Genomic DNA, 24643 nt, shown 5'->3' on the forward strand with positions numbered 1-24643 from the left:
ACTGGTCTGATGGATTATGAAGGTGCAAAAATAGACCTTGCGGGATTAAATCTGAAAAAATGTTAAAATTTGCTGGATGTTTTAGATCTGGATGATATAGATAAGGTTAAAAAATGTGTTAGAAAGCTTCAGTATGAGTTTAATTTCTAATGTGGTGGAAAGAGGTGTTAATAATGGATCTTGAAAATTTATTGAGGAAGTATAAATTAAGTGAGGAGAAATTGGCAACTTGGAGAAAAATACTAGACGATGTGAAAAATAAATTAATAGAAGAACTCGAAGAATTAAAGGACAGTGATTATGAACGTGGCTGGAAAGATGTTTTAAAGTTGCTCAAAGAAATTGAATACATAGAAACAGGATTTTTTGCAAATCTATCCCAAGCTTTGAAAAATGAGAGTACAAGAGAGGCTATTGTTGAATTTATTAAGAACATCGAAACATCAGATACTAAGGATTTCGCTTATGACCTTTTTAAACGAGGCAACATTAAAAATGCAAAGGTGACAGTAATTTCGACTTTAGCACATGTTTTGAAACCTAACTGGTTTATACCGCTGAATCACAGGATATCAAAGGCCGTAAAGAGTTTGGATCTCACAAAACTTCACCTTGCGAATACAAAGAACTTTGAAGAAGCAGTTAATGTATTTCAACAAATTTTAAAGAAAGAGAGAGATCTCGTTAGAGCTTCTTATGCATTATATAGCAGCATCAAGAAACCTAGATATTGGCAAATTGCTCCAGGAGAGAATGCTAGATTTTGGGAGTTGTGCGTTGACAAAAATATAATCTGCGTCGGATGGAGAAAGATTGTCGAAAAACTGGGAGAGAGACTTTTCGAATTCAGCGATTATAGTTCATTTAGTGAGGTAATGAAGAACGAGTTCAAGGAACCCCATCAGAGTTATCATCAATTGTGGAAATTCTTGAAGGAGGTATCTAAAGGCGACATTATTATCTCAAACAGAGGGAGAAAGAGTATTATTGGTATTGGTATAATTGAGTCAAACCCAGAAATTGGTCTGGAATTAGAGTATCCAATTTTTAGAAGGGTGAAATGGCATAAGACAGATCTCGATGTACCAATCCCTGAAAACCTAAAAGGAAAATTTGGAGGCACAATTTATGAGCTGAGCGAAGGAGATCTTAAAAAGCTTGGGATAAAGGATTTGATTGAAGAAATATTGAATAAAATTCCTGAGGAGACGAATTTTGTATTCGATGAACTTAATAAAATCCTGAACTCCAAAAAACAGGTAATCCTCTACGGCCCGCCAGGCACTGGAAAAACTTGGCTTGCTAAAAACTTCGTGGATGAAAATGCTCCAGAAACTTACAAGATTGCAAAAAAAGATGTTCTGGAAAATGTAAAGTTTTTCTGGTGGTCAATAAACCCACGCAAATGGGATTACACTCAACTTGAGGAAGGTAAAGGCATAGAATTGTGGTATGGACAATGGAAGAGAGCTTTTGAAGAAATAAGCGATGGAGATATAGTTTTCGTTTATGTAGGTGGCAAAGTTGGAAGGATATATGCTGTCGGAACATACGAGGAAAAAGACGGAAAGCCCCATGTAAAAGTTCAGAAAATCTTTGATGGCCCTAGCTGGAAAGATCTTAAAGAAGACTCAGTTCTTGGAAATTCTATTCCAGTAAGAATGGGTGCCAGAGGAACTTTATTTCCACTTGATCCAGATGAAGGTTTGAGGATTCTCGAATTATCTAACTTAAATCTGGACGAACTCGGCTTGAGTATTGAAGAGTCTTACGAAAAAGTCGAGACTGTAAGAATCGTCACATTTCATCCCTCTTATGCCTACGAAGAGTTTATTGAGGGGCTAAAACCCGAAACGGACAATGAAAGTAGAATCCTTTATAAAGTCGAAGAGGGCATCTTCAAAGGGATTTGCAGAGATGCCCATAATGCCTTGCTCAACCATGCGGGTGTTGAAAAAGAGTGGAGAGTTGGAGAAAACCTGCCTACACTTACAGAAGATGAACTCAGTAAGGTGGGGAGTTCCTTAAACAACGCTCCTAAGTTCTTCCTCATAATCGATGAGATAAACAGAGGTGATATTTCAAGAATCTTCGGCGAACTCATAACGCTACTCGAACCAGATAAAAGACTATTTGCAGAGAATGAGCTGATAGTCTCACTGCCATACTCAAAGACCAAGTTTGGCATCCCACCCAACCTCTACATAATCGGCACAATGAACACCGCAGACAGAAGCATCGCTTTGATAGATGTCGCCTTAAGAAGGAGATTCGGATTCATCGAACTGATGCCAGACTATGAGGTTTTGGAAAAAGAGCTGATGAATGATGAAGACGAAGCTGGAGATATCAAAGAACTTGCAATTAGCGTCCTTAAAGCTTTAAATGAGAGGATCAAAAGGCTATATGATAGAGACCACCAGATAGGGCACAGCTATTTCCTGAAGTTGAAGAGTTGCGATTCAAAAGATGATGCAATTGAAATGCTGAAGCAGATCTGGTACTACGAGATTCTCCCACTGCTCCAGGAGTACTTCTACGACAGTCCAGAAAAGCTTAGAGATGTCCTAAACGGAAAGTTCGTAGAAGTTGGGGAGAACTATTTCGATTTTAGAGAGGAGAAAGACTTCGTCGGAGCTCTCGAAGAGGTTGCAAAGCCCAAAACGGAAGAGGGGTAACATTGAGAGACACTATAACTCTTTTAGAGTACGACTCAGTTGAATACGAAATCGTTGACACCGAAGAAGAGGGCTACGATGAATCAGAGAAAAAGCTCTACATGTCCGAGAAAACAATGCTTCAGCTTGAGAGACTGAACAGAGAGCAGAAGTTCGTTGAAATATATAGAGGAAGGATAAAGGCTCTGAACTACGCAGGAGTTGCCAAGGTTGGTAGCATTAAGATAGAAATTATACCAAAGTTCCTGATAGGGAAGGATTCAGAAGAAATTAAACCAAAAGTGATGAGTAATTTACTTCAAATGCTAAGATATACTCGTAGATTAAACATTAGGAAAGTAGAGTTTGCTGAGTTAGATTTTAAGAGTGACTTCTTCGAGGTCTTTGTGCATCTATTCGCTAAGAACCTCCTTAATCTCCTTAAGGTCAAGCATGACAGGGGCTATGTGAGGCGGTATGATGAACTGAGGTTCGTGAAGGAGAGAATAGACACAAGAAAGTACGGTGCAAATCCGGCAAAGCTGCATAGAATCCCGTGCATATATCACGAGAGGTCGATGGACACCCCAATAAACAGGACATTGAAGTACACAAGTTACCTGATGTTGAGGCTGGTAAGGAGCAGGGAGAACTACAGACTTTTGAAGCAGATAATTTCAATCCTCGATCCGGTCGAGCTGACTCCTGTAAGCCCGGATCTGGTAAAGAGGATAAGCTTCAGCAGACTCAACGCAGAATTTGAACCTTTTATAAACTTCTGCTGGTTGTTCCTTCGTGGATGCTCTCTAACTCTTCAGGCGTCGAATGTCGAGTTCTTCTCGTTAATGATTCCTATGGAGAGGTTATTTGAGGAGTTCATAGGCGAGGTAATCAGGGATAATCCCCGAATAGTTCCTGAGAATGTGAGGGGTAGCATTCTAATCCAGAAAAGAATTGGACACTTGGCCACTAAAAATGGCAAGAGGAAGTTTGAGCTCAGACCCGATATAAGGATAGAAGGTGTGGGGAAAGCAATAGTAGACACCAAGTATAAGCTGCTCAGTTTAGAGGAGAGAAATTACGGAGTTTCACAACAGGATCTGTACCAGATGTACGCCTACTGTAAAGAGTCAGATACCACGAAGTGCCTGCTGATCTATCCTGAGGGTCTTAACGGCAAGATAGAAAGCCGATGGAGACTCGGAAAAGATGAAGATATTGAACTTCATGTAAAAACAGTTTCGCTCATCCACGATCTAACCTCCAAAAATGGCTGGTCAGAATTTATTGGAGAACTTGAAGAGACACTACGTTGTTTGAGTGAAGATGATGCCTGAAAAATTACGATTTAAGTTGTACCACTTGAGAAATAATGGAAATTCTTGCATCGAAGAACATCCCACTGCAGTACGATGACGAAGATCTGAAAGAGGATATTGAAACACTGGAGAAGCTGTTATGATAGTCGTGTCAAACTCAGGTCCCCTGATCACACTGGCAAAAATCGGGAAGCTGAACATTCTAAGGGTGCTTTTTGGTGAAGTAACAATTCCAAAAGCTGTCCGTGTAGAAGTTGTTGAAAAAGGTAGGCTATAATCTTTAAAATTGAACGAAAAATTTAAGTATTTATGATCCAATCAACTACAGTGAAAGCATACATCACGATCCTCGGCAGATCCACATGGGCCCTAATTAACACATACTATGCCATTCTCAGCGAGAAAACATACTATCCCGACATCGTTTACATCTTTGCAGAAGACATCTACGCAGACCAGCTCGATAAAGCGATAAGAGGCATAGAAATTCTTTCAGAGGAGTTTGGATTCGAACCCGAAATAAGGCAGGAAATCGTCAGAGAATCGGACTTTGTTGAGGCTGGATTTAAAATCACATCCTTGATCAGGGACCTCAAGCAGAACGGTTACAGTGTGGCGATAGACGTGACGCCTGGCAGGAAAGCACTTGTTGCTGGAGCTTTAATTCCAATCTCCAAGATTGGTGTTGACCACGTCTTCTACTTAGCCATCAAAACGCTTGACAACGCATCAAAACCATACAGGATGATTCCGCTGCAGATTCAGGAGCTTAAAGATTTCGTTGAGGATGCAAAGGTTTACAGAGGTGATGCTAGTGAATGAAGTTGTTGTTACTCGGGATGAGCTGCAGATCCTGCTCAACATGGAAGATGAGATCAGCGTTATGTACCCATTCTACAAACACTTCCGGCTTCTGACAGCGAAGCCGGAAGGAGAAGAATACAGGCTGAAGGTTTTTGCTGGCGAATACGATTTTGACAGAGAGACGGAGAAGCTCGATCACTACGCCAAAGAAATGCCCGGCTATTCAGACTTCCTTGAGTGTCTATTAAGTTCAGGAGTATTAAGGTATAAAAACAAGGCCGACTTCGGAGAGAGGCTCAAGCACTACAGGAGTTTGACTAAAAGAGTTTACTTCTGCCCTGACACCAATATAATATACCACCGCTTCATCTCAAACTCATCCTTCTTTAAGCAGAACGAGGTTTTGCTCGTCGATACAGTTAAGGAAGAGATTGAGGCGTCTCTTAACTACAAATACAGTCCTCATCAAATCTCCGAGCTCAAGAGTCTCGTGAAGTATCAGGAATTTCTGCTCGATGAATGGGTAAACAAACGCATGAAGAGGTCGAGGAAGGTAGCATACATTGCTCTGAGAGAGTATAAGACGGTGAGAGATCTGGCAGTGGAGATTGAGGGCGTCGAGAAGTCGACAAACGATAGCGAGCATAACGACAGAATAATAATCAAGTCCGTTAGGAGATTTGAAAAAGAAAGAAACGTTCTGCCAGTTTTGCTAACTGCAGACGTATCAATGGTAGACATCTGCGAGCTTGAAGGCGTTGAGTACTTCCTCTTCGAATACCCGCATGCGATCAGCGCTGACCACTGTAGCGCTGAACAAATGCTCGAACTCGTTTATTGCCTTGCTGTCGTTTTTGGTGTCATCAGATTGAACTCAACCGTAATCTTTGGAGAGTTTAAGGGGAAAAGCAGGCACGAGGAGCTCAAGCTGAGGTTTCTTGATGAGAAGATGGTTGAGGAGTTTGAGAGGGATCTGAGAATATGCAGGAGACTGATGGCTTTGGGGATAGAAAAGTGACCACCAGAAAGGTAAGAGCGGTAATATTTGACATGGACAACACCCTGTTTGACTTCGTTGAAGCCAAGCTGAGGGCTTGCAGGGCTGTAGTTGAGCATTTGGGAGCTGGAGATGAGGAGGAGTTGCTTAGATATTTCCTGAGGGGTATGCACGGATTTGAAGATTTGGAGAATATAGCAGACTATATGCTTGACAAGGGAGTTTACAGTCAGGAGAAGTACGAGGAGTGCTGCAGGATCTACGAGGAAGTCAAGCTCAACAGCATCGAGCCCTACCCACATGTGAGAGAGACCCTTGAGAGGTTAAGAGACTTAGGTTTGAAGCTTGCAGTTGTTACTGATGCTATGAATGGCCATGCGGTGAGCAGGCTTCGTAAAGCCGGTCTGTTGCACTACTTTGATGTTGTGGTCTCAGCGGACATGACAGGCAAGAGAAAGCCCGAGCCGGACTCGATTAAGTTTGCTCTCGAGAAGCTTGGAGTTGATGCGAAAGAGGCAATACTGGTTGGGGACAGCGTCAGGCGGGATATAGAGGCCGGTAAGAGGCTCGGAATGATGACCGTTTATGCTGCCTATGGAGACAGGAACTTTTTTGAGGAGAAGAGTAGGGAAGCTGATTTTGTTATCGAGAGTATTTCTAAACTTTTAGACGTTTTTGGTTACTAAGTAATTAGTTTAACGAAAAATTTAAGTATTAAAAAATCAATCAACTATCATGGTAAACAGTTATCGACGTGGTAGAATAGCAGAAAAGAAGGTTGTGAACTGGCTTAAGAAATTAGGTTTCAAAAATGTAAGAAGGAGTGGAGGCAGTAGAGGGCCTCATGATATCTATGCTGTTTCTCCAAGCGGTGTTAAGACGTATGTGCAGGTTAAAAGCTATTCAGCGAGGTTGACGAAAGAAGAAAGGAGGAGGCTAAGGAATGTTGCAAAGAAACGGAAAGGGTTTGCTGCCTACGTCCATTATGATGGTAGAGGTAAATTCAGGATGCTTCCACTGGGAAACTGGAGCGGGAAGAGAAAGAAGGGTAGGAAGTAGTTGTGGTTGTGGTGGCAGTCACGGTAACTGTAGCTGCAGAAGTTGGTGTTGTTGTAGCTGGAGGTTGCGCGGCATTCTGAACACATCCAAGCACGAGAAAAGTCAGGGAGAGCAGGAGCAGAAGTTTGGCTCTCATAAGTTTATGGAGATTTGAAATGATAAATTGATTTTGGTTATTTATGGTTCATCAATATAATGTTCAATCCTGTTTTGCGTAAAGCTTAAATCTGATATTATGGCAAAATATATAGATAAGATGAATTTGCCAGAACGAGCAGAAAAAACATCCGGTTCCAGAATTGTTGCAATTGATGTTTTTTGCGGTGCTGGCGGACTCTCACTGGGTTTTGAGCAAGCAGGGGTCGATGTTGTTCTTGGGATTGATTTCGATCCCAAGTGCATTTCAACATACAATCAAAATCTTAAAAACGGTGTAGTGAAGGATGTTACAAAAATCAGAGACGTTTCAAATTTTGTCTCTAAACATGCCGACTCTGATAGAATCGATTTGGTTATTGGTGGTCCCCCCTGCCAGACATTCAGCCCTGTTGGAAGAATCAAGCTCAGAAGTCTTGGGAGAGACCCCGAAAGTGACGAAAGAACTAAACTATGGCGATATTTCTTTAAATTCGTAAAAGAACTCTCTCCAGAGTTTTTCGTAATGGAAAATGTTCCCGGGATGGCCAACATCATCTACAATGGAGGCAACCTTGCAGAGCATATTGTTTCATTTGCACGTAAGTTGGGCTACAATGCGGAATGGAGGATTCTCGATGCGTCAGAGTTTGGCGTTCCGCAAAGGAGAAAAAGATTGTTCATTATAGGCAGAAAAGGGAATCGTCCGATAAATTGGCCTGAAAAAAAGATTAAAAAGCCCATCACGGTGTGGGAAGCGATTTCAGATTTGCCTAAAGTTCCGCATGGATTCAGAGAGAATGAAATTGAGTATGATTTCAGTGGAAGGCTAACACCCTACCAGAAACTTATGAGGCAGGGTGCAGGGGATGTACTCTATAATCATATGACCAGATGGCATAATGAGGATGACTTGAGAGCATTCTCACTCCTCCCAGAAGGTGGAAGATACGTTGATCTTCCCGATGAACTCAAAAGATATAGAGATGATATATTCAAAGACAGATACAGAAAACTTATCAGAAATCAACCTTCATGGACAATAGACGCGCACATATCCAAGGATTCTTACAGATATATATATCCATCCAAAAAAGGTGGTCCTGGTCCTCACAGAACAATTTCTGTGAGAGAGGCCGCGAGATTGCAAAGTTTTCCGGATACATTCATATTTCTCCCCACACTCACTCATGCTTTCAGACAGATAGGAAATTCTGTTCCGCCTCTTCTAGCAAAGGCTGTGGCCTCAGCAATACTCAGGAGTTTGGGTGGTGGTACAAGATGAAAATAGCTGATGAGGTTGCAGAAGCCTTCAGAAAGGCACTGCTAAGCTGGGGTGAAAGAAATATTGTAAACTATCCGTGGAGAAAAAATAGAACACCATATCGTGTCTTGCTTGCCGAAATTCTCCTTCACCGAACTCGCGCAGAACAGGTAATTCCGCTTTATAACAATTTGGTCGCTTTATGTCCTGATGCATTCTCTCTTGCAGCAATAGACAGAGGAGAACTTCACAGAATGTTAAAGTCTGCAGGATTGAGATGGAGAATAGATTTAATGCACGAAATGGCCAAAACGATTGTTGAAAGATATAATGGAGAAATACCTGAGAAAAGAGAGGAACTGATGAAGCTTCCAGGAGTGAGTGAATACATTGCATCTGCTGTGAGGTGCTTTGCTTACGGTTATCCGGAGCCCCTCTTAGATACCAACACGGTTAGAATTGCCGGACGAGTGTTTGACATCGAGGTAAAAGACTCATCTAGAAGAAGCAAAAAAATGAGAGAGTTTATGAGAAATCTGCTGGATACGGAGAGACCGGATGTATTCAACTATGCCATGATTGACTTTGGAAAAAAGGTTTGCAAAAAGAGAAATCCGGAATGTTTTGCATGTCCACTGTGGATGTGCAGTTACAGAATAAGAATTATTAATGATTTTTACAAAAAAGAAGGTGTGTTTTATGAGGGAGGTTTTGATAGAGGAGCTGATCAAAGAAATTCTGGGGCCCAGAAATGGGCCTGAAGAAGAGATGCACTGGAACCCATACAAAGAATACTTAACTGGCGTGATAGAACCTGTGAGATGTAAGAAAAAAAAGGTTCCAGATCCGGATTCCGAAGATATAACACTTTATGGAGAAAATTTTGTTTCTGAAGATGATGTCGGAGAAGAAGTGGCTCCTGTGATTGCACCAACCGAACTTGATCCCAAAACAAAACCGAAATCATTCGGGATATCTTTTTTGATTCGTGGAAGTAAGCCTGAACTCAGTATCTGTGTGACATGGGGCAGATATAAAAAAATCCAGCGTGAGGATAGAATTACTTGGAAAAGATTTCCGTACAAAGTGATTGTCAGTTTTCGTCTTGAAAGAGATTTTATGAGTTTTCCAATCTACCAAGGAGAAGACGGCAAGATACTCCTTTACGTTCGGAGAGTGCCTCTGGATTATGATCATCAAAACGTGGTGATCACCCTCGTAAACGATCTGGAGCCTGAAAACTGCTTCGAGGAAAGAATCACGGAAGCGTGTATTTTCCAGCCTTCGATCAGAGTCAAACTTCTCGGTGATGCCAGACTTGCCCAACCCGAGATTGGGGATGACTTGATGCTTTTCCTTTACAGAAATCGGCCTGTACTTGCACGCGGTTACATGTGTTCGGCAATATGGAAGGATGTCGACTATCAGGAGTATTTCGAAAAAAAAGTGCTGTGGCCGGATGGAGTTTATTTTGAAGACTGTGCCGAATTCTTTGATTGTGATGTGAGGAGTGACTTTGTACCCCTTTACCCCAGCTCAGCCCCCAATTTTGAGTGGGACGAGGAGATGAGGAGAGAGTTCGGTGACCCTCCAGAGCTTTTTGCATACAGGTTATCGGAGATGTGGGATGAAGATGAGATCGAGAGATTTCTGGGTCCAGTTGTTGATGCTTACCGTAGATGGATCCAAAAAAATGAGAGCAGAATCAGTTCTGAACCTCTTCCGGAAAATCTTAAACAGCTGGGTTTCCAGTTGATAGAAAATCAGAAAGAGCTGCTGAGACGAATAAAAAATGGAATTGAATTGCTTAAAAGCGATGAAGAAGCAAGATTTGCCTTCTGCTTTGCTAACAGAGTGATATGGATTCAGCACAAGTGGAAAGGGCGTGGAGAATTCAGATGGTGGCCTTTTCAGCTTGCATTCATACTGATGGTTCTTGAATCACTTGCAAATCCAGCATCAAGAGACAGAGAAAAAACCGATCTTCTGTGGATAGCCACAGGTGGTGGAAAAACAGAGGCCTATCTCGCCCTCATGGCATTTATAATGGCTCTCAGAAGAGTGAGAGCCAGAAGGGGAAAGGCCTCAGAGAGTACAGGTGGAGGAACGGCCGTCATAACAAGATACACCCTTCGCCTGCTGACAATTCAGCAGTTCAGAAGAATACTCCGGATGGTTACAGCGGCAGAATTTTTAAGGGTGATGAGAACAGAAAAAGGTCGTGGCTGGAGGCCTGAAAAGTGTGAAATGAGTGAGGACTTTATTCTGGGCTCCACAAGGTTTTCCGCCGGTCTTTGGGTGGGCGGCGCAGTGACTCCAAACCATTTACGGAAAAAAGGGTACGCTATAGATGCGCTTATGGGGAAAGACGCGGAAGGTGAGCCTGCACAGGTCATTCGCTGTCCTGTTTGCGGTACATATCTTTCGGTTCCCAGCAGTGGGTTGCCAGAAGGAGAGAAACTCTATCTCCTTATCAGATCCGGCAAAACAGAGGAAGAAATCAAGTCTTCAATTTTATCCTTCATCGAAACCTCTGGACTTATCAGGAATTTCAGGATTTTTCATCATGGTGGAGAGTTTTTTACACTGGAAATAGAACTTGATAAAAAAATGACAGAAAATGAGGTGGATAACTTATGGCAAGATTTGAAGGGACAAATAGCAGCAGAACTTCTCTCTTTCAGAGCCTCAAGGCCAGGATATTTTGGATGCAGGAGTGAAGTAGGCAGGAAATCAAATATTCCGAGAGATTTCGAGATCTACTGTCCAAATCCACACTGCACACTCAACACCGAAGTTGAGTACGTGGAGGGGGTACCTCTCAATCCGGATGGAAATGGCGAGATACTTCCTGACGGGCTTGTAACAAAAGAGCATGAACATCCGTTTTCCGGCTCCAGAATGCCCATTCCAGCTCTTACAGTTGATGAGCAGATATATTACAGATGTCCAACCATAATTGTCTCCACCGCCGATAAAATTGCACGTATGGCTTTTGAACCACGAGCCGCATCCATATATGGTAATGTTGAAAAATACAATGCTTACTATGGATACTACCGTAAAAACCTTCTGCCTGAAACAACTACCAAAAGTGCCGCAGATGAATCCAATTCAATTGATGTGTCTCCATTTTCACCACCTGAACTTATCGTTCAGGATGAGCTTCACCTGATAGAGGGGCCGCTGGGTAGCATGTTTGGCCTATACGAGACTGTGGTTGAAGGTCTTCAGAATATTTCAGGAGTTAAACCAAAATACATAGCATCCACAGCAACCATAAAAGACGCGGAACTGCAGGTCAGACAGCTGTTTGCAAGGAACCTTTTCCAGTTTCCGGCATACGGCATCGATATTGAAGACAGCTTTTTTGTAAGATATCCTAGCTGGGATGCAGGATGGGACGAGAACAGACCAGGAAGGGTTTACATGGGTGTTTACTGCCCTGGCATGGGTCCACTTACTCCCCAGATAAGAATATGGGCCAGACTTCTGAAAACATGTTATGATCACAGAGACGACCCAGCGATTAAGTACTTCTGGACCATAGTGGGGTATTTCAATGCCATCAGAGAACTTGGAGGAGGAAGAGCTCTTTACAGAGAAGACACAGTTGAAAGACTGAAGCAGATCTCACTGGATCGCATGCGACCGGTTGATCCCGAGAACGTAGTCGAACTCTCAAGCAGAATAAGCTCAACCGAAATTCCCGTTATACTTGATGAGCTTGAGGAGGGAGAGAGGAGAGATCCTTCAGAAAATCCTGATGCAATTTTCACAACATCGATGTTCGGCACAGGAGTTGATGTTCCTCACCTGTCACTAATGATCGTAAATGGGCAGCCGAAAACGACTTCTCAGTACGTTCAGGCTACTGGAAGGGTTGGAAGAGCTCATGGAGCTCTGGTTATCACATTTCTGAGAGCCGGAAGACCCAGAGATCTCAGCCATTATGAAATGTTCACTGGTTACCATCACAGGATTCATCTGGAAGTTGAACCATCTTCAGTTTCACCCTTTTCAAAAGGGTGTCTTGCCAGAGCCTCAGGGCCCGTTCTTGTATCCTTTCTCCGAAATCTTCCCAATCCCAAAGTGGTTTGGTTTGACGAATATGGCGGGAAGGAAATTCTCAATCCTGTTGCTGAAGACGACATCAAAAAATTTACTGACATCACACTCAGCAGAATCTCAAGAATAATAACGGATAACGGTACGATTAATGAACTTATAAATTATTTCCGATCTCAGGTGGATAGATGGAAATACGTGGCTGCAAAAATAAGGGATGTGCTCAAGTTTATGGAATATTGTCTATACAGATTGCCAGAGTTCAGTGTGGTGCTGGGAGACCCTCTCCACGAAAAATCACCTTCAGTAGAGGTTGTTTACAGAAACGCTCCCCAGTCTCTCAGAGAGATTGAGGAAACAACAGGCTTTGAGGTGTGAGAATATGGCGAGAGAGATCCAGCACATCAGAAGATCGCAGTTTGTTCTTACTTATGGACCTGGAGCACTAATCGAAAGTAAAAATGGACCAAGAATGATACCCTCGATAGAACACGGGCTTGGAAGTCGTTTTAAACTGCAAACTTTCGAAAGATATGAAATAACCGACAGCAGGCTTAGAATAGTCATAAAAAACCTTACGGGAAAGAATGCCAGAGTATTTTCCCTCCCAACAAACGCCGGTGAAGGAAGGCCAAACACAGAAGGAATATATCACACCTATGTGTTTCCAACTTGGAAGATATGTTACGGAAGAGAGGGAGGACATCCCAATGACACACCGGTCCTTCATAACAGTGAAAGATGTCCGGTATGCGGACGGAAAGACGATTCTTCCGCAGTAAGGTTTGTCGCGGCCTGCATTAATGGTCATTTGGACGAGGTCGACTGGGACTACGCCGTTCATCGAGGCAGGACGTGCAAACCCCGGTACTATCTGTGGAGAGCCGAAGGAAGCTCTCTTTCAGATCTTGTTGTGGAGTGTCATGATTGTGGAAAAAAAACAACCATGAAAGAAATCTATAACATAAAGTTTAGATGCTCCGGGAGGCGCCCCGAAACGGAACATCCAAGACATTCATCCTCCGGACCATCAGTAACCGAACCGAAAAGACCCTTTGACTGCGAACGTCCAATGAGAGTCCTTCAGAGACAGTCAACGTCTCTGCGTCTTCCAGTGACGGTAACACTTCTTACAATTCCCGAGTATGACGGTACTCTACCAAACATTCTCCAGAAAACTTCCGTAGCGGCATCAATAAGGGCAATCCTGAATTCTCCTTGGAGACCCTGTGAAGGTGGTGTTGAAAAGGAAAAAATCGTTCAGTGGATTCGTGATGCCCTTGTTTCAAATGGTATCCCTGAGGAATCGATCAGTGAAATTGAAAAATATGTTGAAACAAACGGAATATCAAAATTCTGCGAACTCTTCGAACAGCTTCACAGTGAGGACAGGAGCTTTCTTGACTTCATGTATGAAGAGCTGGAATCACTTTTGTCCGGACCCAGAACCACACAAAATTTCAGCATGGGGCCACCCGAAGAAATAAGGTCCGATCAGGCAGAAATTATCCCGGATATGAAGGTTTATCCTGTTGATATTCTCAGAACAGTTACAGCTCAAACTGGCTTTTACAGAGTGCCATATCTACCTGAAAATGGGGAAACAGCTCCTGCTCAGGTTTCCTCAGGTGTGTACCTTGATGGGGCTTTATGGTACCCTGGCTTTGAGGGGCAGGGAGAAGGAGTTTTTATAACCTTTGCGGGAGATCCGCCCGATCTATCCACTTGCACGGCCTTTGATGAATGGAAAAACTCCAGAACGGAAACAGACTTTGTGCAGACGATGTGGGGCGATGCTGTTCACGAACCTCTTTTTGTCTGGTTGCACACCCTTTCACATGCGCTGATTCTTACGTTGTCCCTGCATGCCGGGTATTCATCAGCATCCTTGAGGGAGAGGGTTTACATCAACCGGGATGCCACCAGCGGAGGAATTCTCATTTACACCACATCTCCAGGAGAGGATGGAAGCATGGGTGGTTTGACAGGCTCTCTGAAGGTGTTTCGGGAAATTTTAAGAAAATCATCTGAGAGACTGAAACTCTGTTCCAATGATCCTCTCTGTCTTGAGGTGAGAAAAACTCCTGAAAGAGTGAACGGATCTGCCTGTCACAGCTGTTTACTGATTTCTGAGACATCCTGTGAACACAGAAACATGTGGCTGGACAGACATATAATTCTTGGTGATTGATAAAATGAGTGAATTTTTTATAATTACAACGGGCGAAAAATGGGTTGGATACGGATTCAGGTCGTTTCATTCAGTTGTAAATGAGATGATCAGATCTGCTGAAAGAGAAGTCGTTATGACCGTTTATGTGATGTCTGACGTGTCAGTGACAAACAGCCTGAAGAAAGCCATTGAAAGAGGCGTTTCCGTTGAGATTTTTGTATATTCTCCCCAAATTGCAATCAAACCAGAAGCTCTTCAAGAGCTTCTTAAAATGAAAAAGGAGTTCAGAAATCTCGTAATTCACAATATTGAGGATAAAATTTTGCATGCCAAGGTTCTTGTTGTGGACGGTCGAAAAGTACTGGTCGGATCGGCCAATCCAACCATGGGTGGGATGCTGAAAAACTATGAACTTGGATTGCTTGTGGACAATGGAAAAATAGCACAAAACATTCTGATACTTCTGAGAAGGTTGTTAAAATGAGGGTGTATTATCATACCTATCCAACATGTCCCCAGTGTCATGAACCACATGCTGGTGGTTCACCTCTTGAGGAATGGGAAGACTGCATCCACTGTCCTTCCTGTGGCGCTCATTTTTACAGATCTGTGGATCTGGTGTCGTCAGGTAGATTCCCTAGGACAATCGAAATACTGAGCAATGCTGAAGGGTGCGAGGTTCTTAATCATCTGAAAAACATGCCTCTTGTATGGAGGATCAATCCCAATCCGGTTGAAAGGGAGTATGTGTCTTGGGTAACCCAAGCTGAAAAAGGTGTTTATCTCATAACTTGGCCATGGAAAGACGTCAGATTTGTTCCGGTCCTCGTATCTGAGTTTTTAATCAGCAGACCAAAAAGTAAGGCTGTTGTTATTGGTGAGGTGTCAAAAGAAGAGAGTGGTGGGCTGATAGAATTCCCAGCTGTAGATGACGTTTTCAGAAATCTCGTGTTCATCGACTCACCGAAAACAGATTTTGAGGATCTGAAAACAGAAATCAACAGATTTAACAGAAAAATGGTCTTCAAGAAGGTTAAGGTTGTTAACTGCGTTATCAAAGAGACGAAAGGAAAAAATCAGAGGGAATTTATTTGCACAGAAACGATCAGGAAATGTAAAAACAGCATCATAAAAGAGCTGGAAGAGACATTTGGCAAAGATGCTGTAAGGATTGTGAAATGGAAAAAACTGGATGCTCAAAAGTGGAGAGAGGACGCTCTGAATGAGGACGGATTTGTTGATATTGTGCTTGAAGAAAGACAGCAGTATTCAGCAAAAAATCTCAGATACAGGAGTCAGTGGCTCTGGGAAGTTTTATTAAATTCTCGAAAAATAAAAAGGCCCTCCAGAATTATCAAATACACAACTGTCAGGGGTAAAGATGACCTGAAAAACTCAGCTTCCGCAAGACTTTTTTTCATATCTGCGGAAATCGATCCCGGAGATATTTTCAGAATGGTCAGTTCAATCAACCCGGATCTGGTTGTGATACAGAATGTGGATGATTTCATAAAAGATATGGTTCTAAATGGTTCGAAAAGCATGAAATTTATCAATTTCCTGAATGAACCGCCAGAATCGGTCGTTCTTATGTTTTCGACAAATCAGGAAGCGCGGTACCTTTATGGCATTAATTACCCGAGTGAATTCAGCATTTTTGATCTGGGTGTAATACCCCACACATGGGACTGCGCACCGGTAGTTGAAAGGGTGAAAGCACTTGGTAGTGGAGACAGTACTTATCCCTCGCCCGTTTCTTCAAACATACAGGATCTTCCTGACCAAAGAGGTATTCCAGAAGTTGAATTTATTGAATCAGAAAGCATCAGCAGTTTGGAGGAGGCTGTTAAAGAGGTAGAAAATATCTTTCAGGGAGATATGGGCAGAGACATGATTAAATTTTTGCGTGACATGTTAAAATCACCAGTCCATCCTGCAAATCTAAGAAGGAAGGGTAAGCTCACAGGACATATTCTAACGTTCGATTACATTATGACTCAGATATACAATATACATGGCGAAGAAAAAGCGAATGAGATTAATTCCATCGTCAAGTCAGTTTACGGAAGTGAGCCAGAAATAGGTAGCCCGATAATGGAAAAGATATTGGAAAAAGCAAATGAATTACTTAAAAAGGAGGACTGCACAATTGGAGTGGTTGTTCACAGCCATGACGTTCGTGCCACTCGAAAAATTCTCAAAACTCTGATCACTGGAAGCTGTGACAGACTTGTAGTATGTTCTTGGATTGATCTTCCAGAAATACTCAGGAGCAAAAGCAGTGGTGATGTTTGTTTAATAAGCACAGTCACACCACCATATTTATTTACTCTAAGTGCACCAAGAATCCAGAAAATCGCATTTATAGGTGGAAAAAAGTTCATTGAAACGGTTACCAAGCTTGTAAAGAACAGACTTGACGAGAACCTAAGAAAGCCTCTTTACATCCTGTCAAAGGATGAATCGGCACCACCCTTGCTTAAAAAGATACAGAAAGAACTTGATCTCAGTTCCAATCAGGAAATCTTGGATTTAGCTGAAGAATTCATGTTTGAACTGGATAGCGGTATCCAAGTATCGACCCCTCAGTATGGTTACCCCTCATACCCATTAACACTTGAACCCGGCGAGAAAGCTCTGCTCGTTGTTGATTTCGATGGAAGAGGCGCATTTATTCCGCCAAACTCATCATTACTGGTTGTTTCAGAGAACGAACTTGCTGAGATCAACACAAGTGAAATCATGGAAAAGAGCAGGAGCTCCACTCTGATTGGCAAGGAACTCATGCTTGACAGACAGGGCCTTTATTTCTCTTTCAGATCAGATTTTATCCGGCTCATGATGGAGCACGGAGAGAGGGCGGTATTCAGGAGGGGGCCATACATCTGGAATGGTTTTGATGAACTTTTGAAAGATGCGCTCCAGTGGATTCTTCTGCTCCAGATGGCAGTTGAAAATTACTCGGAACAAATGAAAATACCGCATGAAGATACAGAGAGAAAAATTTCAGAATATCTTGCTTCTCTCGACCTTACGGCAAAAAATCCGGAGTACATCAAAAAATGGTGGAATGACTTTGAGATTGTTTTTACCAGAAAAGGGCCTGTTCCGGTATTCAGAATTGAGCACCCCCGAAGTCTGAAAGATCTGGAGAAAATCTACGCTGGACTGAGCGAACTCATACCTGATCTTGAAATAGATCTGGAAGATGCAAGGAGATGTTATGCCGCCTCCATAATGATTCAGAGTTTCAGAAGATTGCTTGTGAAAGGTAAAATAAAAGATGTGTCTCCAACTCTCAGAATCCTGTACAGAAAAATTGAAAGAGAGATAAAAAAGATACTGGAGAATTCAGAAAAATTCAGGGTGAGTCTGGTTTACACCGTAGAAATTTTAAGAGAAGTGCATCCTTTCAGAGTTATGGAAAACTTCAAGGATTACTGCCGGTTTATGGACTGAAAATTTGAATTTCGTAAATTTTGACCTGCAGATCTCCTTTCTGACCTGTCAAAACTCTGGGCAGGTGGATGGGCTTTAATACCATCCAGATTTCAATCTAAAACAGAATAGCCCCAAATCCCAAACTTGTTAACCAAAGAAATCAACAAAGATCAAAAGAAAAAAGTCAGATAAACTAGTTCCAACTCGATCCTCACCCAGCCCCATTCATACACCTCGACAAACACCTTCTCCCTTGCATTATCCTCGCTGTAATCAACCTCATACGGCTCGTAAACCTCCCTGAGTTCTTGGAAGCAGAAAAAGTCGTACATCGCCCTTTCTTCGGCAGTCATAAGGTCGCAGTTCTCGATGCAGGGCAATTGCATCTCCAACTTTCTAGAATCAAGAGTAAATTTTGCTTTTGCAACCATTTGCATGGGTTTTCCACGAAATGGGAAGAAAACATCCTTCACAATCCTTATATCATGCAGGTAAAATTAGTATAACAGATGAAAATATCCCTGTACAAACCTCTATCAAAGTTCCCGTTTAATTTCTCAATCTTTAAAACGGCTAAGTCTATTTGCAAGTATTTAGACGGTAAAATAACTTGCAACGAACTTTTAAGCATCTGTAAAACTGACGATGTTAAGGCTTTAGTAGACTACCTAATTGAACGAAGAGATAGTAGATTTAAAGAGATCTTAGCAAGTAAACCCGAATTACTTCGCTTGTCCGAATACACCAGATTCTGGAAAGACGTGATAGTAAATTACCCAGAGAAGGCCTTTGAAGTCCTTGAAAAGCTCGATTTTATCGAAGATGCAAAAGTTATCGCGAAATCGCTCGACGGCGGCGTAGTAGCGCTGGATGTGGAGATCAGTTTGGATAGTCGAACCATTGAAGCTGGTGGCATAGTTTTTTGTGACAACGAGCGATTCGTGACCTTTTACTTTAGTAGAAGCGACACTGACAAATTTTTAAAGCTTCTCGTAGAAGTAGTATCCAAATCAAGCGCTATTCTGGTCGGACACGGCATTTTAAAGCACGACTTGAAATTTTTGAGTGAGGTTTGTGGTATCGATTTAAAAAACAAAGTAGTAGACACGCTTTACCTTCACTGCTTAGTTGAACCCGGATCGAAACCAAGATCTCTCTCAATGTTAGTACCTCACAACGAACACGACCCTGTAGAAGACGCTAAGGCGAGTTTGACCTTACTCAAGCATTTGGTTGAAAAGCTCAGACAATACGAACTCGAAAAAGAGGCGAAAGAGCTGTTAGAAGATAACCCGTACCTATCCGGCTTGCCTCACGTCATAGATAAAAGTGAGTGTGCTCACAGCTCGGATTTCGTATCGGAGAACTGCGAACAAAGTGTTCAGGGCGGTGAAGACAGAAGAGAGTTGCTCGTTGTGGCAGATTGGAGAGGTTTGTCAAATCCGTGGTCACCGTACATCGTTGACCCGGCGTCGCACTCTCCCAGAGATGTTTGGGAGAGTGCTGCAGTGTTTTCCGCTATGTGCGCTATTCGTGACCCCAAGTGCGGGAACGGCGATCCAAATACGTTCAGGAAGACATGGGTCAACGACGAAAATACGCGAAAAGCAATTTTAGAGGTTTCAAAGGTTGTTAAAAAGAGAGAAGTACCTAAAATGTCGATCGAAACGCTATCAGAATACGTTCCATTTCTAACAGGTAAATTCGACAGAGTGGTGCTTTACGATGGTGAACTGGTACTGTCAACAGCTTTCAATCTGAAAGATTTCTTTAGATTATCCGACACCGTCTTGGCATACGTCTCGCTGGCGAAAGCATTTTCAGAGATATCTGAAACTATTCAGCTCGACCCCATTACGTTCGTGGATTCGGGATTTAAACCTGCATTACTACTTCCTGAATCATCGTCGCTAGACCCACTGAACATCGCGTCGAATGTTGCAGGCCTGATGGACGTTATTGAGTTGCCTGCAGTCGTTTTGGTCAGTAACGACTACGAGAAAAGTCTCGCAATAAGAGCCTTTAGCGATTTCTGTCCAACTTATGTGGACGACAAAAATTACGGTTCGTCGGCCTTTAGGTTGGCTATAGAGAACGAAGGAGTGGCAATTACGAGCTTGTTCGAAAGAATACCCTCAGGATTCAAGTCATTAGTCGTGTTCTCGGACAAAAGTATAGTAAAGGGTGTCAAAGGGCGTACTTGGGCCGAAAAGTTGGCCTACGGTTTTATGAAGGTGTACGGCATCGCCAGAAAGATCGAAGCTAATAAGATAGCCTACTTATCTTTTTCTTCCGGAGTGTTTTCGGACTTCTTGCGCATACCGGAGTTCGGAAAAATGCTTGCTGCTGCGGATAAAATGACGTATAGGAGGAAGAGGCCACGTGGTAATGTTTTTGTCCGAGTGTGGAACTCCGTCGAAGAGGCCGTCGAGTATGCTGAAAATATCACGGAAGAAGTGTGGGGCTTTCGCTACAGGCCATATCAGAGAAAAGCTGTAGCGCTCCTTCTATCGGCGTATTCGCTAAACAGATCGACATCTCCTTTCGGGGTGGTCGTTTTACCCACCGGTTCTGGAAAAAGTGTAATTTTCCAGTCCGCAGCCATCGCTTTGCATAAACTAACTGGCACTGTAACGATAGTGGTCTCACCTCTTCAGGCCCTAATCCACGATCACGTGGAGGGGCTGAGGAGGAAAGGGGTTAGAGTGGCGAAAATAGACAGCAATACAAGTTCAGAGGAGAGATTTAACGCGATCCTAGATGCTATCTCCGGAGACATCGTGCTGCTGTACGTTACTCCAGAAAGGTTCGAGAGAGACGAATTGCGGGTAATTCTTGGCTGTGGAAATGTTGGTTTCGTGATACTTGACGAAATTCACTGCCTGAGTACATGGGGTAGCACGTTTAGGCCCAGCTATAAGTACATGGCGAGAATGATAGCTTCGGAAAGTGAGAATAGATTTTTGCCCATATACGGCTTCTCGGCAACCTTGCCGAAGGACGTTCTCAGTGATGTGCTCGCAGAGTTAGGCATTGGCGTTTCAAAAGTTCGAGAGATCGAAATAGACTTCGATTCTGACTTTACTCCAGACGACGTCCAGATTTTCTCTGGTAATCTGGTTCTGCGAGGTCCTGCGACGAGGCCAGAAATAAAAATAGGTGTTATACAGGCCAAAAATGACGAAGATAAGCTTAGGAAGGTTGTTAACGTAATTAAACAGTTGAGAGACACTTTAGACGAAAGAGGAGAGCCTTGGATTGGACTGGTCTTTGCATCCTTCGTGAGATCCCCCATCATTCACGAGAATGTAGACTACATTGCAAGGTCGATAGAGGAGGGTATAGGGGAGGAGGTCTTGTACTTCCACGGGCAAATGGATCTGGATGAAAAAGTGGAAGTTATCAGTAAGCTTGAGAGGGCCGTAAAATCGCCAAGCAAGCCGAGGATAGTTGTCGCCACAAAAGCCTTTGGCATGGGTGTGGATCTGCCAAACGTAAGGTTCGTTGTACACGCCCACGTTTCACAGTCTCTGGAGGAGTACTATCAAGAAATAGGACGAGCAGGGAGAGATCGAAAAGACAGTTACGCTGTAACAGTTTTCTCTCCAGACGATTTTGACGAGAAAAGGCAGTTAATAAGGCACATAACTTACGACCAGGTTAACAAGTTGGTTAAGATAATTGGCAACTTTCGAGCGTCGAACGAGAGAGACGAAATCGCCATTCCTCTAAACCCATTTTACAGCCGCTTCGGATACTCGGACGGTAAGGCTACCCTGAAAAACGCACTAAAAATTCTGGCTGAGAACGAAGTTATCGACTACGAGATCACCAATGGGTTCGTCGTGGCGTATAAAGTTCGAGATGTAATTGACTTGAAGAGTATAGATGATGCTCTGGTATTTTTTGATGAGGAAAGCGACGTAATTCTGTTGGATACCAACAGCCCAAAGATGTTCAAAGCCGCCCTCATGGAGAGGTTGCGGAAGTGGGAAAATGAGGGTAAGTTAACCAGAACAAGATATGCTTGGAGAATTGGAGACAAAACGATAGATGTGGCTAAGAACGGTATCTGGTTCGAGATGGGATACATCACCTTGAAGAAGGATCCGAGTCTGGAGAACGTGAGTATTTCCAAAGAGTTTGAATACTACCAGCTTCAGATTCGCAAACTTTCACAGTTGGAGAGATTTCTAAAGGAAATTTCGTCCTTACCACTAAAGGAGCAGAACAAGAAGGCCCACGAGACTCTAGGGAGGTATCTGGAGGAGGGCATCGCGAACGAGTTTGAAAAAATCCTCCTTGATAGGATCGGTAGTATAGAAGAGGATGTAGTCGACCGTTTGGGGGATAAGGCCGTAATCTTTGGGTTAACGGGTAGCGGTAAGACTGAAAAACTGGCAGAATTGGCAGCATACTACGTATACAAGTATTCCGACAGAGCAGTAGTGATAGTGTTGCCGGATCGGAGAAGCTCTGATATTGTTTCGAGAATTAGGGATTATCTGGGTTACGACGTAGATATAAACATTAAGCAAGCGAGGAATGTTGTCGAGAACCTCGACGAATTGCTTAGATATGAGGTTATAATCCTCGACGATGCCGACACTGCTCTTGCCAAGACGCCTATTGATGTTAGTACTCTGGAAAGAATAGCCAAATTCAATCGAAAAGTCTATTTCGCATTTGACCCCATGATACTTGCGGCATTTGGCAACCTAAGGCAGGTTTTAGAGAACTTCGAGGAGTGTAATGTCGCAGTCTTGAGGTCTGTGGAGTTGCCAGTCAAGGTTAAAGCAGATGGATTAGACGTAAGAGTCGTTCAGAAGGAAGATCGGGAACCTAGTAGGAGTGGTGTTCCAACTCAGATCGTTAAATACTTGCCTAGCAAGTTTGACGGAGCACTTCTACCAGCAATCTCTCCCAACAAGAACATGAGAGATTACTATACGCTTCTGTATCTTTGCTTAAAGGCGTCTAAATATCGTCCAGCTAATTTGAAATTTAGGGAGAAAGATTTCGGAGCTGTTCTGACCGAGTGGATTGAGGAACTAAACAATCTTGGAAAGAAGAGGATAGATCTCAAGTGAGCTGGACTTTCCACAGTTGCATGTTTGTCAACTGTCCTCTTGTGATTGGAATTCTACCAATTTTTTAGCAGGAAATATCGACTACAACATCCAGAACGCTACCTTTCCCAGTCAGCTCCAGAGTTCTCTCAATCTCTGCTCTCACACCGCCCTCCCTGTAATAAACGCCAGAGGTTGCGTAATGCCTGACATCTGAAATTTTTTCAAGGTTTCTCCATGAGGCGATCCACGTAAAGGGTGTGTCAGTATAATGGGAGTGATGGAGTGCAACTTCAGGCTTGAAGTCCACAACCCCCTCCCTGAACTCCTCCTTGATCTCCTTCCTCCAGCCCTTTGCTGAAGAGTCTGATCTGGGATTGAATATCGTCAGATCATGGCAGCAGAGCACCACAACTCTCTCATCGAGTTCCAGAAAGTGAGAATCGATATCCGCCCTGATCAAACCCTTCTGAGAAACTGTGGGGTAAACCTTGCCCGTGCAGTGCCACGGATCAGGAGAGCACGCTATCGACAGCTCAACGTGCGGTTTGGCGAGGTTACTGCTGCTGTAAGAATCCACGCCAATGAAAATTTGCTTGGCATTTATTTCAACTCCTTCGAGCAACCTTGCAGCCCACCGCTTTCCATCCTTCAAAGCTTCATCAAATCCGCTGAATTTCCACGGAATTTTCACGAATCCGCTCGGAGTGAGGAAGTAGTCAGCTTTGAAGTCCATCTCTGAAACTTTCTCCAGTATCTTCTTTGCATCATCAAATCTCCTGCTGAAGTTGCCGGCTATGAAAAGTCTGGCAATTTTTGCTCTCTCTGCACCAAACATCTGAATTTCTACCTCTCCAACCTTAGCGGGATGGGGGTTGAATAATAACTCCTTATGATGCTTGACCATTCAGATCAGCTCCCAACATGCGAGCCAGCCCAGTATGAGCTTCTCCAGTAACTGCTCATTGCGTCTAGATTCTGTAATCAAAGGCTCTTTTTGTGGCTATATATATTGCAAAACCTCTTCTGTCCGGTTTGTAGGCGTATTCAAAGCCAGTTAGTTCCGATATTTTTTCTACTTCATCTTCATCAAACCTGTGTCTCGATTCCACCTTCCAAGATATGCCCCAAGCCGGGAAAAATACACCTTGCTCATCGTAGTAAAAATTTTGTTCCTGTTACTTTCCAGCCTTTTGCAGTGGCCATTCACGACATAGCACATGTTATCTTCAATTTCCTCCAGAAGCTCGTAAATTGTGAATTTCTCTACGTTATTGTTTATCTTAGCAAAAACCTTAAATCTTCTAATTTCTCCATAATCCTCCATTTCTGCGTAGGGTTTTGTTGGTCTGAGTTCTTTAACATCCAGTATTTTGATTTCTGGGGTGCGATCAGCTTTTGCTTTAGGAAATCCAGATTCTACCTTAATTTCAACAGTTAATTTTTCACCGTCAGAAAGAGATACTCCCAGCGATTCGAGCGGTTTAAGAGGTTTGAATACACTATTCTCGTACACAACTTCAATAATTACTTTCATGTCTTCACCTCTATTACCGGCTCTCAACTTCTAATCCTTCAGTGCATCCAAGGTGTATAGTGTTTCTCGTAACAACTCTTTCGTTATGTGCTAGGGCTATATTACGTCCATGCTCACAGA

General features: G+C 43.0%; 17 protein-coding genes. 14 read left to right on the plus strand and 3 right to left on the minus strand.

Features of this window, described 5'->3' with window-relative positions; all coding sequences use genetic code 11:
* Positions 1-173: 173 nt before the first annotated feature.
* From ASULF_RS11325 to ASULF_RS06685, 13 genes are all read left to right on the plus strand, one after another.
* Positions 174-2678, plus strand: a complete 2505-nt coding sequence (locus ASULF_RS11325; RefSeq protein WP_015590934.1) for an AAA family ATPase — start codon at positions 174-176, stop codon at positions 2676-2678.
* A gap of 2 nt (positions 2679-2680) precedes the next feature.
* Positions 2681-3994 (plus strand): McrC family protein, encoded by a 1314-nt coding sequence (locus ASULF_RS06635; RefSeq protein WP_015590935.1) that lies wholly within the window; start codon positions 2681-2683, stop codon positions 3992-3994.
* A gap of 121 nt (positions 3995-4115) precedes the next feature.
* Entirely contained in the window at positions 4116-4253 is a 138-nt protein-coding gene (locus ASULF_RS11720) for a hypothetical protein (RefSeq protein WP_015590937.1), read from the plus strand.
* Positions 4254-4303: 50 nt separating this feature from the next.
* On the plus strand, positions 4304-4798 hold the full coding sequence (locus ASULF_RS06640) for a hypothetical protein (protein ID WP_144060498.1): 495 nt from the start codon (positions 4304-4306) through the stop codon (positions 4796-4798).
* Positions 4791-5798, plus strand: a complete 1008-nt coding sequence (locus ASULF_RS06645) for a PIN domain-containing protein (RefSeq protein ID WP_015590939.1) — start codon at positions 4791-4793, stop codon at positions 5796-5798. Before ASULF_RS06640 ends, ASULF_RS06645 begins: the two co-directional genes overlap by 8 nt.
* On the plus strand, positions 5795-6463 hold the full coding sequence (locus tag ASULF_RS06650) for an HAD family hydrolase (protein WP_201763914.1): 669 nt from the start codon (positions 5795-5797) through the stop codon (positions 6461-6463). Before ASULF_RS06645 ends, ASULF_RS06650 begins: the two co-directional genes overlap by 4 nt.
* A gap of 49 nt (positions 6464-6512) precedes the next feature.
* Positions 6513-6836: a restriction endonuclease gene (locus ASULF_RS06655; RefSeq protein WP_015590941.1), complete on the plus strand. Its 324-nt coding sequence runs from the start codon at positions 6513-6515 to the stop codon at positions 6834-6836.
* Positions 6837-7071: 235 nt separating this feature from the next.
* Complete coding sequence (locus ASULF_RS06660) at positions 7072-8256, plus strand: DNA cytosine methyltransferase (protein WP_015590942.1); 1185 nt, start codon at positions 7072-7074, stop codon at positions 8254-8256.
* Positions 8253-8996 carry an HhH-GPD family protein gene (locus ASULF_RS06665; RefSeq protein WP_015590943.1) on the plus strand — a complete coding sequence of 248 codons (744 nt, stop codon included), beginning with the start codon at positions 8253-8255 and terminating at the stop codon, positions 8994-8996. The genes ASULF_RS06660 and ASULF_RS06665 overlap by 4 nt, the downstream gene beginning before the upstream one ends.
* Positions 8935-12681, plus strand: coding sequence for a DISARM system helicase DrmA (gene drmA / locus ASULF_RS06670; RefSeq protein WP_015590944.1), 3747 nt, complete (start codon positions 8935-8937; stop codon positions 12679-12681). The genes ASULF_RS06665 and drmA overlap by 62 nt, the downstream gene beginning before the upstream one ends.
* Before the next feature lie 4 nt (positions 12682-12685).
* Complete coding sequence (gene drmB, locus ASULF_RS06675; protein ID WP_015590945.1) at positions 12686-14494, plus strand: DUF1998 domain-containing protein; 1809 nt, start codon at positions 12686-12688, stop codon at positions 14492-14494.
* Positions 14487-14960: a phospholipase D-like domain-containing protein gene (locus tag ASULF_RS06680; RefSeq protein WP_201763915.1), complete on the plus strand. Its 474-nt coding sequence runs from the start codon at positions 14487-14489 to the stop codon at positions 14958-14960. Before drmB ends, ASULF_RS06680 begins: the two co-directional genes overlap by 8 nt.
* The gene (locus tag ASULF_RS06685) at positions 14957-17935 is read left to right on the plus strand and encodes a hypothetical protein (protein ID WP_015590947.1); all 2979 of its coding nucleotides are present in this window, start codon (positions 14957-14959) and stop codon (positions 17933-17935) included. The genes ASULF_RS06680 and ASULF_RS06685 overlap by 4 nt, the downstream gene beginning before the upstream one ends.
* A gap of 152 nt (positions 17936-18087) precedes the next feature.
* On the opposite strand, the gene ASULF_RS06690 is transcribed toward ASULF_RS06685, so the two are convergent.
* Positions 18088-18270 (minus strand): hypothetical protein, encoded by a 183-nt coding sequence (locus ASULF_RS06690; protein ID WP_144060500.1) that lies wholly within the window; start codon positions 18268-18270, stop codon positions 18088-18090.
* 156 nt (positions 18271-18426) lie between these two features.
* Between ASULF_RS06690 and ASULF_RS06695 the strand changes: the two genes are divergently transcribed.
* Complete coding sequence (locus ASULF_RS06695; RefSeq protein WP_015590949.1) at positions 18427-23007, plus strand: DEAD/DEAH box helicase; 4581 nt, start codon at positions 18427-18429, stop codon at positions 23005-23007.
* Between the two features lie 64 nt (positions 23008-23071).
* Here ASULF_RS06695 and ASULF_RS06700 read toward each other — a convergent pair whose 3' ends face one another.
* Both ASULF_RS06700 and ASULF_RS06705 read right to left on the minus strand, forming a co-directional pair.
* A complete protein-coding gene (locus tag ASULF_RS06700; RefSeq protein ID WP_015590950.1) occupies positions 23072-23893 on the minus strand; it encodes a hypothetical protein in 822 nt (273 codons plus the stop codon).
* Between the two features lie 168 nt (positions 23894-24061).
* Complete coding sequence (locus ASULF_RS06705; protein WP_015590951.1) at positions 24062-24523, minus strand: antitoxin family protein; 462 nt, start codon at positions 24521-24523, stop codon at positions 24062-24064.
* Positions 24524-24643: the final 120 nt, after the last annotated feature.

It is taken from the genome of Archaeoglobus sulfaticallidus PM70-1, from assembly GCF_000385565.1.
GTDB lineage: Archaea > Halobacteriota > Archaeoglobi > Archaeoglobales > Archaeoglobaceae > Archaeoglobus_A > Archaeoglobus_A sulfaticallidus.

What these genes read in the sequence shown, in the direction of transcription:
- ASULF_RS06655 (WP_015590941.1), top strand. Translation starts at nt 6,513, where the DNA reads ATGGTAAACAGTTATCGACGTGGTAGAATAGCAGAAAAGAAGGTTGTG.
- ASULF_RS06660 (WP_015590942.1), top strand. Translation starts at nt 7,072, where the DNA reads ATGGCAAAATATATAGATAAGATGAATTTGCCAGAACGAGCAGAAAAA.
- ASULF_RS06705 (WP_015590951.1), bottom strand. Translation starts at nt 24,523, where the DNA reads ATGAAAGTAATTATTGAAGTTGTGTACGAGAATAGTGTATTCAAACCT.
- ASULF_RS06695 (WP_015590949.1), top strand. Translation starts at nt 18,427, where the DNA reads ATGAAAATATCCCTGTACAAACCTCTATCAAAGTTCCCGTTTAATTTC.
- drmB (WP_015590945.1), top strand. Translation starts at nt 12,686, where the DNA reads ATGGCGAGAGAGATCCAGCACATCAGAAGATCGCAGTTTGTTCTTACT.
- ASULF_RS06690 (WP_144060500.1), bottom strand. Translation starts at nt 18,270, where the DNA reads ATGACTGCCGAAGAAAGGGCGATGTACGACTTTTTCTGCTTCCAAGAA.
- drmA (WP_015590944.1), top strand. Translation starts at nt 8,935, where the DNA reads ATGAGGGAGGTTTTGATAGAGGAGCTGATCAAAGAAATTCTGGGGCCC.
- ASULF_RS11325 (WP_015590934.1), top strand. Translation starts at nt 174, where the DNA reads ATGGATCTTGAAAATTTATTGAGGAAGTATAAATTAAGTGAGGAGAAA.
- ASULF_RS06700 (WP_015590950.1), bottom strand. Translation starts at nt 23,893, where the DNA reads ATGGTCAAGCATCATAAGGAGTTATTATTCAACCCCCATCCCGCTAAG.
- ASULF_RS06665 (WP_015590943.1), top strand. Translation starts at nt 8,253, where the DNA reads ATGAAAATAGCTGATGAGGTTGCAGAAGCCTTCAGAAAGGCACTGCTA.
- ASULF_RS11720 (WP_015590937.1), top strand. Translation starts at nt 4,116, where the DNA reads ATGATAGTCGTGTCAAACTCAGGTCCCCTGATCACACTGGCAAAAATC.
- ASULF_RS06685 (WP_015590947.1), top strand. Translation starts at nt 14,957, where the DNA reads ATGAGGGTGTATTATCATACCTATCCAACATGTCCCCAGTGTCATGAA.